The 14998-nt window shown below is 59.9% G+C and carries 16 protein-coding genes; 9 read left to right on the forward strand and 7 right to left on the reverse strand.

Annotated elements, in window-relative coordinates; genetic code table 11:
• Positions 1-344: 344 nt before the first annotated feature.
• From kdpF to ODQ19_RS06610, 6 genes are all read left to right on the forward strand, one after another.
• Positions 345-434, forward strand: coding sequence for a K(+)-transporting ATPase subunit F (gene kdpF, locus ODQ19_RS06585; protein ID WP_003218754.1), 90 nt, complete (start codon positions 345-347; stop codon positions 432-434).
• 9 nt (positions 435-443) lie between these two features.
• Positions 444-2138, forward strand: a complete 1695-nt coding sequence (gene kdpA, locus ODQ19_RS06590) for a potassium-transporting ATPase subunit KdpA (RefSeq protein ID WP_116665042.1) — start codon at positions 444-446, stop codon at positions 2136-2138.
• Positions 2139-2150: 12 nt separating this feature from the next.
• A complete protein-coding gene (kdpB, locus tag ODQ19_RS06595; RefSeq protein ID WP_330209623.1) occupies positions 2151-4208 on the forward strand; it encodes a potassium-transporting ATPase subunit KdpB in 2058 nt (685 codons plus the stop codon).
• Between the two features lie 112 nt (positions 4209-4320).
• Entirely contained in the window at positions 4321-4866 is a 546-nt protein-coding gene (gene kdpC, locus ODQ19_RS06600; RefSeq protein ID WP_330209624.1) for a potassium-transporting ATPase subunit KdpC, read from the forward strand.
• 128 nt (positions 4867-4994) lie between these two features.
• Positions 4995-7637 carry a sensor histidine kinase KdpD gene (locus ODQ19_RS06605; RefSeq protein ID WP_330209625.1) on the forward strand — a complete coding sequence of 881 codons (2643 nt, stop codon included), beginning with the start codon at positions 4995-4997 and terminating at the stop codon, positions 7635-7637.
• Positions 7638-7778: 141 nt separating this feature from the next.
• Positions 7779-8468 carry a response regulator gene (locus tag ODQ19_RS06610; RefSeq protein ID WP_330209626.1) on the forward strand — a complete coding sequence of 230 codons (690 nt, stop codon included), beginning with the start codon at positions 7779-7781 and terminating at the stop codon, positions 8466-8468.
• 133 nt (positions 8469-8601) lie between these two features.
• On the opposite strand, the gene ODQ19_RS06615 is transcribed toward ODQ19_RS06610, so the two are convergent.
• Positions 8602-9639: a patatin-like phospholipase family protein gene (locus ODQ19_RS06615; RefSeq protein ID WP_003189836.1), complete on the reverse strand. Its 1038-nt coding sequence runs from the start codon at positions 9637-9639 to the stop codon at positions 8602-8604.
• A gap of 216 nt (positions 9640-9855) precedes the next feature.
• On the opposite strand from ODQ19_RS06615, the gene ODQ19_RS06620 reads away from it, so the two are divergent.
• The 3 genes from ODQ19_RS06620 (at position 9856) to ODQ19_RS06630 (ending at position 11825) form a co-directional block, all read left to right on the forward strand.
• Entirely contained in the window at positions 9856-10134 is a 279-nt protein-coding gene (locus ODQ19_RS06620) for a hypothetical protein (RefSeq protein WP_003189839.1), read from the forward strand.
• Positions 10135-10176: 42 nt separating this feature from the next.
• A complete protein-coding gene (locus ODQ19_RS06625; protein ID WP_330209627.1) occupies positions 10177-10938 on the forward strand; it encodes a CHAD domain-containing protein in 762 nt (253 codons plus the stop codon).
• An 89-nt stretch (positions 10939-11027) separates the two neighbouring features.
• The gene (locus ODQ19_RS06630; protein ID WP_330209628.1) at positions 11028-11825 is read left to right on the forward strand and encodes an acyl-CoA thioesterase; all 798 of its coding nucleotides are present in this window, start codon (positions 11028-11030) and stop codon (positions 11823-11825) included.
• 9 nt (positions 11826-11834) lie between these two features.
• On the opposite strand, the gene ODQ19_RS06635 is transcribed toward ODQ19_RS06630, so the two are convergent.
• The 6 genes from ODQ19_RS06635 to ODQ19_RS06655 form a co-directional block, all read right to left on the reverse strand.
• A complete protein-coding gene (locus tag ODQ19_RS06635; RefSeq protein WP_003189844.1) occupies positions 11835-12197 on the reverse strand; it encodes an Mpo1-like protein in 363 nt (120 codons plus the stop codon).
• Positions 12198-12314: 117 nt separating this feature from the next.
• On the reverse strand, positions 12315-12704 hold the full coding sequence (locus ODQ19_RS06640) for a hypothetical protein (protein WP_116665036.1): 390 nt from the start codon (positions 12702-12704) through the stop codon (positions 12315-12317).
• Positions 12704-12988 carry a polymorphic toxin type 47 domain-containing protein gene (locus ODQ19_RS06645; RefSeq protein ID WP_116665035.1) on the reverse strand — a complete coding sequence of 95 codons (285 nt, stop codon included), beginning with the start codon at positions 12986-12988 and terminating at the stop codon, positions 12704-12706. The genes ODQ19_RS06640 and ODQ19_RS06645 overlap by 1 nt, the downstream gene beginning before the upstream one ends.
• Before the next feature lie 229 nt (positions 12989-13217).
• Entirely contained in the window at positions 13218-13628 is a 411-nt protein-coding gene (locus ODQ19_RS28145) for a DUF6896 domain-containing protein (RefSeq protein WP_442962729.1), read from the reverse strand.
• A gap of 169 nt (positions 13629-13797) precedes the next feature.
• Complete coding sequence (locus tag ODQ19_RS06650; protein WP_072434427.1) at positions 13798-14163, reverse strand: hypothetical protein; 366 nt, start codon at positions 14161-14163, stop codon at positions 13798-13800.
• Between the two features lie 3 nt (positions 14164-14166).
• On the reverse strand, positions 14167-14998 hold an 832-nt coding region (locus tag ODQ19_RS06655; protein WP_330209629.1), incomplete at its 5' end, for an RHS repeat-associated core domain-containing protein.

Genomic DNA, 14998 nt, shown 5'->3' on the forward strand with positions numbered 1-14998 from the left:
GTGTCGTAAAGCTGTAGCTGTGTCGCCTGGGGAACGGTTTGGCGTTTGAATGTGGCTTGAGTTGCACCACATAAGTGCGGTGGTGAATGAGCCGGCGCTTTCGCGAGCAAGCCCGCTCCCACACTTGACCGAGTTTTAACTGAAAGAACGCAGTCGAATGTGGGAGCCGGGCTTGCCCGCGAAGAGGCCCTCCCAGCCACTGCAAATCTCGCTGTAAACCCCGCATAAACCCACTCTTTACGCCATCTTTACGCCCCACCCAACACCTCGCCCTCGTTCCTTTACGCCCCTCCTGCGGACAATGCCCCCACACGCGGCAATCGCCGCAAGACGGGGAGATTTCCATGAGCGTTCTGGACGGAGTGTCACTGCTATTGGCCGTGGCGCTGTTCATTTATCTGCTGGTTGCGCTGTTACGCGCGGATCGGAACTAGGAGCGGGCTATGCACAGTTATGACTATTGGCTGATCATCGCCTTCTTTGCCGTGGTACTGGTGCCGGCACCGTTTCTGGGGCGGTTCTACTACAAGGTGATGGAAGGCCAGCGCACTTGGCTCACGCCCGTATTGGGGCCTGTCGAAAAAGCCTGTTATCGCCTCTCGGGCGTGGATGCGCAGCAGGAACAGAGCTGGCAGAAATACATGCTGGCCTTGCTCGCATTCAACCTGGCGGGCTTCTTGTTGTTGTTCTCGATCCTGTTATTCCAGGGCTCCCTGCCACTGAACCCGCAAAAACTGCCGGGCCAGGAATGGACCCTGGCGTTCAACACCGCCGTCAGTTTCATGACCAACACCAACTGGCAGAACTACAGCGGCGAGGCATCCTTGAGTTACCTCAGCCAGATGGCCGGCCTCACGGTGCAGAACTTCGTCAGTGCGGCGACCGGTCTCGCCGTCTTGGTCGCCTTGTGCCGTGGGATCGGGCGCAAATCTGCCCAGACCCTGGGCAACTTCTGGGTCGACATGACCCGCGCCACCCTCTACGGCCTGCTGCCGTTGTGCCTGGTGCTCGCACTGTTCCTGGTGTGGCAGGGCGTGCCGCAAACCTTCGCTCACTATGTGGATGCCGTCACCCTGCAGGGCGTGGATCAGGTGATTCCCCTGGGGCCGGCCGCCAGCCAGATTGCGATCAAGCAATTGGGCACCAACGGCGGTGGCTTCTTCGGCGTGAACTCGGCGCATCCGTTCGAAGACCCGACGGCCTGGGCCAACCTGTTTGAAGTGGCCTCGATCATTCTGATCCCGGTGGCGTTGGTGTTTACCTTTGGCCATTACGTCAAGGACCTGCGCCAGAGCCGGGCGATCCTGGCGTGCATGCTGGCGTTGTTCTTGATCGGCGGCGCGACGTCGCTGTGGTCCGAGTACCAGCCCAATCCAACCCTGAACAACCCGACGGTTGAGCAAACCGCGCCGTTGGAAGGCAAGGAAACACGCTTCGGCACCACCGGTACCGTGCTGTGGTCGGTGACCACCACCGCAGCCTCCAACGGGTCGGTCAACGGCATGCAGGACAGCCTCAGCCCCCTGAGTGGGATGGTGGCGCTGGTCAACATGATGGTTGGCGAAGTGATCTTTGGTGGTGTCGGTGCCGGCATGTACGGCATGTTGCTTAACGTACTCATCGCGGTATTCCTTGCCGGCTTGATGATCGGCCGCACCCCGGAATACCTGGGCAAGAAACTCCAGGCCAAGGAAGTACAATTGCTGGTGGTGACCCTGCTGGTGATGCCGGTCGGCGTATTGGTCTTGAGTGCTATCGCCGCCAGCCTGCCGGGCCCGGCAGGCGCTATCAGTAACCCTGGCCCCCATGGCTTCAGCCAGTTGCTCTACGCGTACACCTCGGCCAGTGCCAACAACGGTTCGGCGTTTGCTGGCCTCGGCGCCAACACCCCGTTCCATAACCTGATGCTGGGCCTGGGCATGCTGATCGGCCGCTTTGGCTACATTCTCCCGGTACTGGCCCTGGCCGGTAGCCTGGCGATGAAGAAGACCGCGCCGATTGGCCAGAACAGCTTCCCCACCCATGGTGCGCTGTTTGTGACCCTGTTGACCGTGACCATTTTGCTGGTGGGCGGCCTGACTTTCCTGCCGACGCTGGCGCTTGGGCCTATCGCTGAACATCTGAGCATGGGCTTCTAAGGGGATATGAAAATGAACATGCCTGCAAAAAACGCGGCCCCGGTCAAACCCCAGGAGCCTGCCAAAACCGCCATCTCGGCCCTCTGGCGCCCGGCCCTGGTCCAAGCGTTCGTCAAGCTCGACCCACGCCAACTGCAACGCTCGCCAGTGATGCTGGTGGTGGAGCTGACCGCCATCCTCACCACCGTATTGTGCTTCGTGCCTGATACCACCGTGCCCACCTTTGTTGCGGTGCAAATCGCCGTGTGGCTGTGGTTCACCGTGCTGTTCGCCAACTTCGCCGAGGCCCTCGCCGAAGGCCGTGGCAAAGCCCGTGCCGACAGCCTCAAGGCTGGCAGCGAAGGCTTGAGCGCACGTCGCCAGGAAGCCGATGGCAGCTTCAAGGTGGTACCGGCCACCAGCCTGCGCAAAGGCGATGTTGTGCGTGTTGCCGCCGGGGAAATGATCCCCGGTGATGGCGAGGTCGTCGAAGGGATTGCGGCGGTCAATGAAGCAGCAATCACTGGCGAATCCGCCCCGGTCATCCGCGAGTCCGGCGGCGACCGCTCGGCCGTCACCGGCAACACGCGGCTGGTGTCAGACTGGCTGCTGATCCGCATCACCGCCAACCCGGGCGAGTCCACCCTCGACCGCATGATCGCGCTGGTGGAGGGCGCCAAACGCCAGAAAACCCCCAACGAAGTCGCGCTGGATATTCTGCTGATCGGCCTGACCCTGATCTTTCTGCTGGTGGTCGTGACCCTGCAGCCGTTCGCCCACTTCGCCAATGGCAGCTTGCCTTTGGTGTTCCTGGTCGCACTGCTGGTGACGCTGATTCCTACCACCATTGGCGGCTTGTTGTCGGCCATCGGGATTGCCGGCATGGACCGCCTGGTGCGTCTCAACGTGATCGCCAAGTCTGGCCGCGCGGTAGAAGCGGCGGGGGATGTGCATGTGCTGTTGCTGGACAAGACCGGCACCATCACCTTCGGCAACCGCCGTTGCTCGGCCGTGGTGGCGGCGCCTGGCGTCAGTGGCCGCGAATTGGCCGAAGGCGCGCTGCTGGCGTCCCTGGCTGATGACACGGCGGAAGGCAAGTCCATCGTTGAATACCTGCGCGCCTTGCACCCCCAGGCCGAGCCGAGCCTGGAGGCGTTGATCGCCGTACCTTTCAGCGCTGAGACCCGTTTGTCCGGTGTCGACTACCAGGGCCGTGTGTTCCGTAAAGGCGCGGTGGACTCGCTGCTGGCGTTTATCGGCCAGCAACGCAGCGACCTGCTGCCTGCGTTGTCGCGGGAAATCGACAAGATCGCCCAAAGTGGCGGCACGCCCTTGCTGGTGTGCGCCGATGGCAAGTTGCTGGGGGCGATCCATCTCAAGGACGTGGTCAAGCCCGGTATCCGTGAGCGTTTTGCCGAGTTGCGCAAGTTGGGGATTCGCACCGTGATGGTCACTGGCGACAACCCGCTGACTGCCGCCGCGATTGCCGCTGAAGCGGGGGTGGACGATGTGCTGGCCGAAGCCACGCCAGAGAAGAAACTCGCGCGTATTCGTCATGAGCAGAACGATGGTCGTCTGGTTGCCATGTGCGGCGACGGCGCCAACGACGCCCCGGCGCTGGCCCAGGCTGACGTCGGCATGGCGATGAACGACGGCACCCAGGCCGCGCGCGAGGCCGCGAATATGGTCGACCTCGACAGCGACCCGACCAAGCTGCTGGACGTGGTGCAGATCGGCAAGGAACTGCTGGTGACCCGTGGCGCGCTGACGACCTTTTCCATCGCCAACGACGTGGCCAAGTACTTCGCGATCCTGCCGGCGCTGTTCGCCTCGATCTACCCGCAACTGGGCGTGCTCAACATCATGCACTTGCAGAGCCCGCAGAGCGCGATCCTCTCGGCCATCGTGTTCAACGCGCTGATCATCGTCGTGCTGATTCCCCTGGCCCTGCGCGGTGTGCGCGTACAGGCCGCAAGTGCGGCGGCCTTGTTGCGGCGCAATCTGCTGATCTACGGGCTGGGCGGGCTGTTGGTGCCGTTCGTGGGCATCAAGGCCATCGACATGCTGCTGACCGCGCTGCACCTGGTTTGACCTGTCCGCTGATCGTTCCCACGCTCCGCTGATCGTTCCCACGCTCCGCGTGGGAACGCCGCCGCCCCGGACGCTCCGCGTCCCACCGCACCACTGAATTGAGGAGTCTGAAATGTCCAACATCATCCGCCCAGCCCTGAGCCTGCTGGTACTCATGACCCTGATCACCGGCGTGGCCTACCCGCTGGTAGTCACTGGCGTGGCGCAAGTCGCCTTTCCCGATCAGGCCAATGGGAGCCTGGTGCGCGACGCCAGCGGCAAGGTGCGTGGCTCCAGCCTGATCGCCCAGGACTTTACCGGTGACCGCTGGTTTCACCCACGCCCATCAGCCGGTGCTTTTGCCACCGTGTCCAGCAGTGCCAGTAACCTGGGCCCCAGCAATCCGGCCTTGGCGACTCGCATATTCGAGGATGCCAGCAAACAGTCAGTGCCTGGCCAAGGCCCGGTGCCATTGGCCTCGCTGACAACCTCCGGCAGCGGCCTTGATCCACACTTGCCACCGCAGGCGATTGCCTATCAACTGGCGCGAGTGGCGGCGGCGCGAAATGTGCCGGTGTCGACCTTGCAGCGGTTGCTGGATGAGCACATCCAAAACCCTCTGGTAGGCCCGCCCGTAGTAAACGTCCTGGCCCTGAACATGGCTTTGGAAACGTTGTAAGCCTTGCGACCGCCATCGCGGGCAAGCCCGGCTCCCACATTTGGAATGCATTCCAAATGTGGGAGCCGGGCTTGCCCGCGATGGCGGCCTTGAAGACTCTCGATAAATACCTGAAGGAACCCCCGAGCATGAGCGACGCCGGCCGCGCCGATGCCCTGTTAGCCGATCTGCCCCGGGACGGCCGTGGCCGGCTTAAAGTCTTCCTCGGCGCCGCGCCCGGTGTGGGCAAGACCTACGCCATGCTCCAGGCGGCCCATACCCAACTGCGCCAGGGCGTGCGCCTGATCGCCGGGGTGGTTGAAACCCACGGCCGCGCCGAGACCGAAGCCTTGCTCAGCGGCCTGCCGCAACAACCGCTGTTGCGTAGCGAATACCGTGGCGTGATGCTCGAAGAAATGGACCTCGACGGCCTGCTCGCCGCCAAGCCAAAGCTGGTGCTGGTGGATGAACTGGCCCACAGCAACGCCCCCGGCAGCCGTCATGAAAAACGCTGGCAAGACATCCAGGAGCTGCTCGCCGCCGGCATCAACGTGTTCACTACGGTCAACGTCCAGCATCTGGAAAGCCTCAACGACCAGGTGCGTGGCATCACCGGTGTGCAAGTGCGCGAAACCCTGCCGGACTGGGTGCTGCAAGAGGCCGACGAACTGCTGCTGATCGACCTGCCGTCTCGCGAGCTGCTCGAGCGTCTGCGTGACGGCAAGGTGTATGTGCCCGAACAGGCGCGTGCGGCCATCGATGCGTTTTTCACCCAGACCAACCTCATGGCCCTGCGCGAACTGGCCATGCAAACCGCCGCCGCCCACGTCGACGATGACCTGGCCCAGGGTTACCGCCAACTCGGCCAGGCCGCGCCGGCGGTGCGTGGGCGCCTGTTGGTCGGTGTGGATGGCGATGCGCAAGCCGAACGCCTGGTGCGCCATGCCAGCCGCGTGGCCCAGCGTCGGCATTTACCCTGGAGCCTGGTGCACATCGACAACGGCCGTGCGCGGGATGAGCAATCGCGCCTGCGCCTGCAAAACGCCCAGCAACTGGCGGAGCGGCTGGGCGGGGAAGTAGTGTTGCTGCGCGCCGGGGAAGTGGCCAAGACCCTGATCCAGCATGCCGCCGAACGCCGTGCCAGCCTGGTGCTGGTGGGGCAGTCACGGATGCGCTGGCGACGGCGCCTGTTCGGTGGCGGCTTGGCCGCACGCCTGTTGCGCAATGCCCGCGGCTTGGAAATCAACGTCCTCGACAGCGACGACATGCCGGCACCGCCACGTCTGCCGGATGTGCGCGGTTTGGTGTGGTTCGATTACGCCTTGGCGGTGGTGGCCACCCTCGCCGCTGCCGCAGTGGCCTGGGCCGTGTCCAGTGCGTTGGCGCTGCCGAACATCTCTTTGGTATTTCTCGCCGCCGTGCTGCTGGTGGCGGTGCGCAGCAGCCTGGGGCCGTCCCTGGTGTGTGCCGCACTGTCGTTTTTGACTTACGATTTTCTATTTATCCCGCCGAATTTTTCCTTCGCTATCCAGCGTGAAGAAGACGTGCTGACCCTGTTGTTTTTTCTGTTGATGGCGGCGTTGACCGGCAACCTCGCCGCACGCCAGCGCCGCCAGTTGCAGGCGTTGCGCGACACCCAGGAAGAAACCAGCGAACTGCTCGACCTGTCGCGCAAGCTCACCGCTGCCACCGACCGCCAAGCTGTCATCAGTGCCGCCGCCCACCATCTGCAAGGTTGGAGCGACCTCGATCTGTGCCTGGTCAATCGCGACGGTCAGGGCGGCTGGAAGGTCGAGACCGGTGGCCCGTTGACCCTCACCGAAGCCGAACGCGCGGCCGCCGATTGGGCCTGGCAGCATGACCAGCCGGCCGGCATGGGTACCGGCACCTTGCCGTTTGGGCGTTGGTGGTGGTGGCCGCTGTCGGGTGAAGAGGGGCCCTTGGGTTTGCTGGGTGTCAGTGCCAAGCCTGGTTTGGAATTGAGCGGGCAACGTCGACGTTTACTCACCGCGTTGAGCCAACCGCTGGCCCAGGCGCTGGCGCGGGCACAACTGGGGCAGGAGCTGGAATCGGCGCGCCTGCACGGTGAAACCGAACAACTGCGCAGCGCTTTGCTCGCGTCGGTGTCTCACGATTTGCGCACGCCATTGACGTCCATGCGCGGCAGCATCGACAGCCTGCTGGCCCTCGGTGAAGCCATCCCCCTGGAGGATCGCCGCGAATTGCTCGAAGGCACCCGTGATGAAGCTGAGCGCCTCGACCGCTATATCCAGAACCTGCTGGACATGACACGCCTGGGCCACGGTGCGCTGAAACTGGCACGCGATTGGGTGTCGCCCGGCGATATTGTCGGCAGTGCCCTTGGGCGATTGCGCGCCGTGCTGGCGCCGTTGCAGGTGAGCACCGATGTGCCACCGGACCTGCCTTTGTTGTATGTGCATGCGGCGTTGATTGAGCAGGCCCTGGTCAATGTGCTGGAAAACGCCGCACGGTTTTCGCCGCCCCAGGGCCGCTTGCAGTTGCGCGCGGGCGTGCAGGATGAGCAGTTGTTTTTTGCCGTGGCGGATGAAGGGCCGGGGATTCCCGAGGAGGAGCGGGCGAAGATTTTCGACATGTTCTACACCGCTGCCCGCGGTGATCGAGGCGGGCAGGGCACCGGTCTTGGCTTGGCGATCTGCCAGGGCATGGTCGGCGCGCACGGTGGGCATATAAGCGTGGCCGATGGCATTGACGGGCGGGGCACCTGCATCACTTTGTTTTTACCACTGCCCACACAACCTGCCCTGGAATAAGCCCAGGTAGGAGCGAGCTTGCTCGCGAAGGTCGTTAACGATAATGATGGCGTCCTGAATGCACGCGGTGCCTAGAGGTTTTTCGCGAGCAAGCTCGCTCCTACAGGGGGGTGATTTTTTAATGGGTTTTAATGAGACACCATGAGCCAGACCGCGACGATTCTTGTCATTGATGACGAACCGCAGATCCGCAAATTCCTGCGCATCAGCCTGGCTTCCCAAGGCTATAAGGTAATCGAAGCCGGCACCGGCAACGAAGGCCTGGCGCAGGCGGCCTTGAGCAAACCGGATCTGCTGGTGCTCGACCTGGGCCTGCCCGACATGGACGGCCAGCAGGTGCTGCGCGAGTTTCGCGAGTGGTCGAGCGTGCCGGTGCTGGTGCTGTCGGTGCGGGCCAGCGAAGGTCAGAAGGTCGAGGCCCTCGATGGTGGTGCCAATGACTACGTGACCAAGCCGTTCGGCATCCAGGAGTTTCTCGCCCGTGTGCGTGCGCTGTTACGCCAGGCACCAGCGGGCGAGGCCCCGGAGGCCGCCCTGAGTTTTGGCCCGCTGACCGTAGACCTAGCCTACCGCCGCGTTTTGCTGGACGGTGCCGAGGTGGCGCTGACCCGCAAGGAATACGCAGTGCTGGCGCAGTTGGCACGCCACCCAGGCCGGGTGATTACCCAACAGCAGTTGCTCAAGGACATCTGGGGGCCAACCCATACCGAGGACAGCCACTACCTGCGGATCGTGGTGGGGCACCTGCGCCAGAAGCTGGCGGATGACCCGACCCAGCCACGGTTTATCGTGACTGAGGCGGGGGTGGGGTATCGGTTGCTGAGTGCTTGAGTTTATCGCTGTCTGGGCCGGCCCTTTCGCGAGCAAGCCCGCTCCCACACTTTGAATGTATTCACAGGTCAAAATGTGGGAGCGGGCTTGCTCGCGAAGAGGCCATCAGCAACACCTACACGCTCAACTCAACTCAACTCTGCTCACTCTCATACCGATCCAACGTATCACTGGCAATCTCCCGCCCCAAAGCAATCAACTCCGGCGCTTTATAGAACTCGAAAAACCGGCACACCCGCTTCGGCACGTTGATCAGCACATCGGGCGGATACCCAGCGATCTTGTATTGCGCCAATGAGGTTTGCATCACCTCGAAACTCTGGTTGATCAGGTCCAGCAACGATGCAGGCCCGACGTTGTCGATGATGAACGATCCGGTCGCCGACTTCGGTGCGCCAGCTTTCTCCGGCGCCGCGGCGGGTTGCTGGGCTTCGGGTTCGGCAGACTCCAGCCACGGGTTGATTTCGGCGGCCTGGGCCTGCAAGGCTTCTTGTTCCAGTTTCATCAACTGCTCGGCCTGTTTGCGGCGAAACGGCAGGTGCGAACCCAGTGACTTGGCCAGGCTGTTGAAGCGGCTCTTGAACGCTGGCGGGCGCTGGATCACCGGCAATTGATAGTGCTTCTGGTTGGTGGCGTTGAGGTTGACCGCAATGATCAAGTCACAGTGGCTCGACACCACCGGCACGATGGGCAGCGGGTTGAGCAGGCCGCCGTCCACCAGCATGCGGTTGCCTTGCATCACCGGGGTGAACAGGCTGGGGATGGCCGCCGAGGCGCGCATGGCCTGGTGCAGGCAGCCTTCCTGGAACCAGATCTCCTGTTGGTTGGTGAGGTCGGTGGCGACGGCGGTGTAGGGGATGCGCAGCTCCTCGATATTGATATCGCCGACGATCTTGCGGATTTGCCCGAACACCTTCTCACCGCGAATCGCTCCCAGGCGAAAGCTCACGTCCACCAGGCGCAATACGTCAAGGTAGTCCAGGCTTTCGATCCAGTTGCGGTACTCGTCGAGCTTGCCGGCGGCGTAGATCCCACCCACCACGGCGCCCATGGAACAGCCGGCGATACAGGCGATGTCATAGCCGCGTCGTTCGATTTCCTCGATCACCCCGATATGGGCGTAGCCCCTGGCACCACCGGAGCCCAGCACTAAGGCAACACGTTTCTTCATGGCCAGATCCTTCGCAAAACAGGGACCCACAATGCACCCATCAAGGGGCCTGCTTCAATCCTTGCTGACAGCGCGCAATATTTTTCCAGGCTGGCGATCAGGCTCGGGTATGCTCTGGCAATAGGTACTACTGATTTCAGGCTAAGGACAAGGCACTTTTTCCTGTAGGCAACGTCTACAGGCTACGACTGAATTTGTATATTTGAGGTGTCATCAATGAAAGCCTGGATCTGTGTGCCTGTGATCGTGTTGGCCTTGGCTGGTTGTGCCGGGAAAACCGCGTATCGCGACAGCTGTGGCTCGCAATTAGACGCCGCCTGGAAAGAACTGGACCTGGCGAAGGCCGAGGGTTTTGCCGGCACTGTCAGCTATTCCAAGGCGTTGTCGCTGTTGACTGGCGCCAAGACTCAGCAGCAGTTTGAAGCGTTCGAGGGGTGCTCCAACAAGGCCGAAAAGGCGCGGTTCTACATTCGTGAGTCTCGCGCCGGGCGATGACCCAGCGGCGGCCAGGATTTTTCATCGGAAAGTGAGGGCAGGATGTCAGCGTTGGTCAATCAGTTAGTCGCTCAGGTCATTGGCCTGGAAGTAGGGTTACTGAGCTGCCAGGCTCGCCTCGCCGCCGTCACTGACGATGAAGCCTTGCATGATTTGCGCACCACGGTACGCCGCCTGCGCAGCCTGTTGCGCCCTTTGCGCGGGCTGCCCGGTGTCGAACAGCTTGAATTGGCTGCCAGCACGGTTGGCCAACTGACTACGCCGCTACGCGACCGAGAGGTGCTGGCGGCGTATTTGCATCAGCACGGTTATCACGACGCGGCTGATCGGCGCCTGCGTCTGCAGCCCGAGGCTTATCGCCAGGTGGCGCAAAGCCCGGAGCTGGCGCACTTGCTGCTGATCCTGGATGCTTTCCCACGGTTTATCCGCGCGTCCCAGCACCAGAAACTGCTCAAGGGCTTGCGCCCGCGCATCCAGAAACGCCTGGCCAAGCAATGGAAGGCACTCAATGGCGCCTTGAAGGACCCCGATCATGACCGCCACCGGCTACGGTTGCTGATCAAGCGTGTGCGCTATGCCGCCGAGGCGTATCCCGAGCTGGACAAATTACCCACCAAGGCCCTGTCGCATTTGAAGAAAGCCCAGAGCGCGCTGGGTGATTGGCATGACTGTTGGCAGTGGCTGGCCCAGGCCGGGCACGAGCCTGACTTGCAACCCTGCGTAGCAGTGTGGCAGCGCACCATGCTCAAGGCGCAAGGCAAGGCTGACCGCGTACTGGACACACTCAGCGCCGAGTGTTTTTAAACCGGTCCGGTTTTTGGCCGGAATGGGCGCTGTGCCTGTGCAATTCGATGGTTAAGATTCCTCCACGATTTTCTTGATGTGAGGTCGCCATGCGCTTTAGTGATTTGCTCGACGCTGCCCGTAGCAATCCGCTGGATGTCACCATCCCTGCCGAATGGGCTCAGGGCCGGGCCACCTTTGGCGGCCTGGTCGCCGCCTTGCAGTACGAGGCGTTGCGCGCCCAGGTGCCGACGGATCGACCGCTGCGCTCGCTGGCCATTACCTTTGTCGGTCCGGTAGCGCCGGATGTACCTGCCAGTTATCAAGTCGAAGTGCTGCGCGAAGGCAAGGCGGTCAGCCAGTTGCTGGGGCGGGTGGTGCAGAACGGTGAAGTGGCGACCCTGGTCCAGGCCAGTTTTGGTGCCTCTCGCCCCTCCGAAATTGACGTGGCGAGTGAGCCGCCACCGGTATTCAAACATTGGGATGAGTGCCAGGAGCTGCCGTACATCAAGGGCGTTACCCCTGAGTTCATGCGCCACCTGGCGATGCGTTGGGCCGTGGGTGGCCTGCCGTTTACCGGCAATAAATCCCGCGACATGGGCGGCTGGGTACGGTTGCGGGGGGATGTGAAAGAAGAGCCACTGACCGAGGCGCATATCCTCGCCCTGGTCGACGCCTGGCCACCGGCGTTGCTGCCACACCTGAAAAAGCCCGCGCCGGGCAGCACCCTGACTTGGACCATCGAGTTCATCCAGCCGCTGCAAGACCTGACCACCCTCGACTGGTGCCAGTACCACGTCAACATCGAACACGCCCGCGACGGCTATGGCCACGCGGCCGCTGCGTTGTGGAGCCCGACCGGCGAGTTGATCGCCCTCAGCCGCCAGACCGTGGTGGTGTTCGCCTGAACCCGCCGCTCAGTGGTGGTGCCGCTGCCGCCAGGCACGCCACCAGCCACCGCTTAACACAAAGCGCGGGAAGGTCACGAACTGCTCGACCACAAGGCGTTGCACCGCATCTTTACGGTCGCTGAACGGCTCACTGGCCTGAGCCTCCAGGCTGTGGCCGTGACGCTGCAACGCCAGGCCCGCGACAATACCAATCACACCGACCGCGAAGCTGGCTAGGCTGAGACTGAACACGCCCGACACGATCAGCAGGAAACCAACGATAAACAGCGGCACGGCAATCAGGTGCAGCGCCAGGTTGGTTGGATGTTGATGGTTCTGTGGGTACTGCCGCCATTGCCAGGCGGGGAGATTGGGGTGACGTTTGCCCATGGTGGTGAATCCTCTGTCCGTTGAAACAACTTGAACAGAGTCTAGGTTGAGGTGGGCGAGGTGGCGAATTGGGGCTGGCTATGGGGGTCATAGGCTGAAATTTAGGCGGAGTGACCCTCATGCCCAAATGACACAGTCATGATCATCCATGTGTACCAAGAACGTCAGCTCGTTATCGGTTATCCAAAACGGATATCCGGTGGTTTCGCCTAACACAGAGGCTAATACTCGAGCGTTTTCCATTCTCCAGGCGCTGTACGCTGAGTCAAATACCAATAGAACCAGGCCATTCCCGCTAATGCGATGCGGCACCTCCTTCCAAAAGTCAGGGTTGTGTTCGCTGCTTTTCTCGTTCAGTTCGATAGGATCAAGCACCTTGCTTTGCGCTTTGAAGAACTTTCTCGTCAGAGAGCTTATCAACAAGTTGAGTTCGCTCGAATCAAGCTTTCCAGCGTCGAGGTTCAGCGCATTACAGGCTTCGTCTATTTCGTCTTCCAGATAACTCATCAGGGGACACCTATTCTGGACCGGCTGACAGGAACCAGTTGGAGCAGTATATGGCCTCTTTTGGCTCCTCCGTCGCCTCTCTTTCCAGGTGTTTGATAGCCAATATGAGGTGATTTCGGGCCTTCTTTACTTGGCACAAGCATAGGATCGTCAATATTCACTTCCGCTCCTCTATTGGGACCGGTTTGTACTCGCCATTCTGTTGGAAATGATTTGCCATATTGGTCTTTGCCCCATTTCGGGCCCCTGTGGGAGCGGGCTTGCCCGCGAAGGCGGTGTGTCAGTCACTGCATCTGTTACTGCGTTGCCGCTTTCGCAGGCAAGCCAGCTCCCACATTTGATCTTCGTTGCTTTGAGCATTGCGTTCGCTTGACTGATCGGCATTAGGGCTTGCCCCTGATGTCGGTGTGTCAGTTTGCACATGCATTGGCTGGTTCACAGCTATCGGGGTCAAGTCCCATTTCATATTCGATATTCAGAGTGTCTAGGGTAAGGAGATTTACCTGAACGGCATCAAGACTGTATGAAGTACAAATTAGATGCGGACCCTTCGATTTTCTTGGCTTTGCCCTTTTTTAGGTACGCATTGAACTCACGTTCCAAGGCTTGTTTGCCTGTGTATTTTTTGTACTTACTGGGCATTTCGCATGCGTACATATATAGCCTCCAAGAGTCGAAACCGTCGACCCTATCGTCCGGGCCGTAATCAAAGTCGACACATATTTCGGATAAGTAAACACTGCACCCAATACCGTGCAGCTCGTAGGTGACATTCGCAGCGACCGTCCCGCGCTGTGGGATTTTTCTAGATCGCCACAGACCAATGATGTTTTTGGTTCCAAACACTTGCTCAAGTAAGTCGGTAGCCTTTTTTACTTGTTCCAAATAGTCGGTGATCAAATGTTCCAGAGTTTGAGTTCTCATCTTCTTGGTCTTTCTAGTCTGTCCAATTCTACTGCGTAGCTGTCGGTGCCCTTCAGTAACGTGGGTGAAAAGGGATGAAATGAGAGGAAATAAATTTACTTAATGGTTGGTAGATATTTTAATTAAGTTTCTCCCATTTTGTCTTAGGCAGATGTTTTGTAGGATTTATTTACTTTGATTCACTTGCGTTGGCGTCCAAGTTGTAATGCTCTAGGCAGCGAAGCAGCACCTTCATAAATTGCCTATGATTAGTTATTTCATCGTCAAAATAAGTGTCGAGAAAGTAAAATACGGACTCGAAATTCTCATCCGTATTTAGGTAGTGGTGAAGTGTGTCAATATGCCATTGGCGCTCTTTGGGTCTGTAGGATAGAAATTCTGGTTTGGTTAATTTGTCAAACAGCTCCGTAAGCTCCTTTTCATCATTGATGTTTTTTGATGCTATGAAGAGCTCTCGTTCAGGGTCGTCATAATTTTCAATGCTGTAGGTGAATAGTAAGCTTTTGATGATTGATAGTTTCGGGGTGAGCTTCATGGCCTAAAACTCCGTGTACGCAGTGATTGGATTGCCGTTGATGTCCAGGATTACAATGGCTTTGCTTTGCTTTCCGTATTCAAAGCTATTTCTTTTGTATCCTTCGCCAATTATTTTTCCCATATTCATCGGTTCTCGAGATGTCTCTAAATTTGTGCGCCTAAGTATAAGTCTGGCACGGTAAATAGCGTTAAGTTGGTCTCGATGGCTGAGGTACCGAGTCGCAGCAGTAGGTATTTTGGGCTCGCCATCTTTGTTTCCGCCAATGTATCTTTCAATTTCTCCTGTGGTCGGATTTTTACCTGATCGTACTCTTTCAAGTTGAGAGCCGCGCGTTGTCTGCGCGCCGTGCTTCTCCAAAAAATGTGCTCTTGGGAACGCTTGCTCTATCTCTTTCAGACGTCTGTAGGCGTTTGCCTCTGCTAGCTCATCAATTCTCGCCTGCCGCTGAGTGCGGGTCAGTTGCGGTAAGGCAGGCTCTCCGTGGTTAACTCTCTCCGCAGGGTTTGGAGCACTGGTGCTGGCTTTACATCCATCTGCACCTGGACACGTACTTAAGCCTAGCTGATCCACCCATCCCGTAGGATTGGGCACATACCGGTACCCATTGATCCCCCCCGCCAACTTCACCGGGTCCGGTGTCAGGTAACGACCAATATCCGGATTGTAGTAGCGATGGCGGTTGTAGTGCAGGCCGCTTTCCGCATCGAAATACTGGCCTTGAAACCGCAGCGGGTTGTCGATTTTGCCCTCGTCGAGCCGAGCGATCTGGCCGTAGGCGCGGTAGTGGGCGGACCAGACGATTTCGCCTTCGGGGCTGGTCAGTTCCTGCGGT

The sequence above is a fragment of the Pseudomonas sp. AM4(2022) genome (genome assembly GCF_036346515.1).
Classification (GTDB): domain Bacteria; phylum Pseudomonadota; class Gammaproteobacteria; order Pseudomonadales; family Pseudomonadaceae; genus Aquipseudomonas; species Aquipseudomonas paracarnis.

Coding starts and splice junctions, on each gene's coding strand:
- ODQ19_RS06605 (WP_330209625.1), top strand. CDS start 4,995: ATGAGCGACGCCGGCCGCGCCGATGCCCTGTTAGCCGATCTGCCCCGG.
- kdpF (WP_003218754.1), top strand. CDS start 345: ATGAGCGTTCTGGACGGAGTGTCACTGCTATTGGCCGTGGCGCTGTTC.
- kdpB (WP_330209623.1), top strand. CDS start 2,151: ATGAACATGCCTGCAAAAAACGCGGCCCCGGTCAAACCCCAGGAGCCT.
- kdpC (WP_330209624.1), top strand. CDS start 4,321: ATGTCCAACATCATCCGCCCAGCCCTGAGCCTGCTGGTACTCATGACC.
- ODQ19_RS06625 (WP_330209627.1), top strand. CDS start 10,177: ATGTCAGCGTTGGTCAATCAGTTAGTCGCTCAGGTCATTGGCCTGGAA.
- ODQ19_RS06635 (WP_003189844.1), bottom strand. CDS start 12,197: ATGGGCAAACGTCACCCCAATCTCCCCGCCTGGCAATGGCGGCAGTAC.
- kdpA (WP_116665042.1), top strand. CDS start 444: ATGCACAGTTATGACTATTGGCTGATCATCGCCTTCTTTGCCGTGGTA.
- ODQ19_RS06615 (WP_003189836.1), bottom strand. CDS start 9,639: ATGAAGAAACGTGTTGCCTTAGTGCTGGGCTCCGGTGGTGCCAGGGGC.
- ODQ19_RS06620 (WP_003189839.1), top strand. CDS start 9,856: ATGAAAGCCTGGATCTGTGTGCCTGTGATCGTGTTGGCCTTGGCTGGT.
- ODQ19_RS06640 (WP_116665036.1), bottom strand. CDS start 12,704: ATGAGTTATCTGGAAGACGAAATAGACGAAGCCTGTAATGCGCTGAAC.
- ODQ19_RS06630 (WP_330209628.1), top strand. CDS start 11,028: ATGCGCTTTAGTGATTTGCTCGACGCTGCCCGTAGCAATCCGCTGGAT.
- ODQ19_RS28145 (WP_442962729.1), bottom strand. CDS start 13,628: ATGAGAACTCAAACTCTGGAACATTTGATCACCGACTATTTGGAACAA.
- ODQ19_RS06650 (WP_072434427.1), bottom strand. CDS start 14,163: ATGAAGCTCACCCCGAAACTATCAATCATCAAAAGCTTACTATTCACC.
- ODQ19_RS06610 (WP_330209626.1), top strand. CDS start 7,779: ATGAGCCAGACCGCGACGATTCTTGTCATTGATGACGAACCGCAGATC.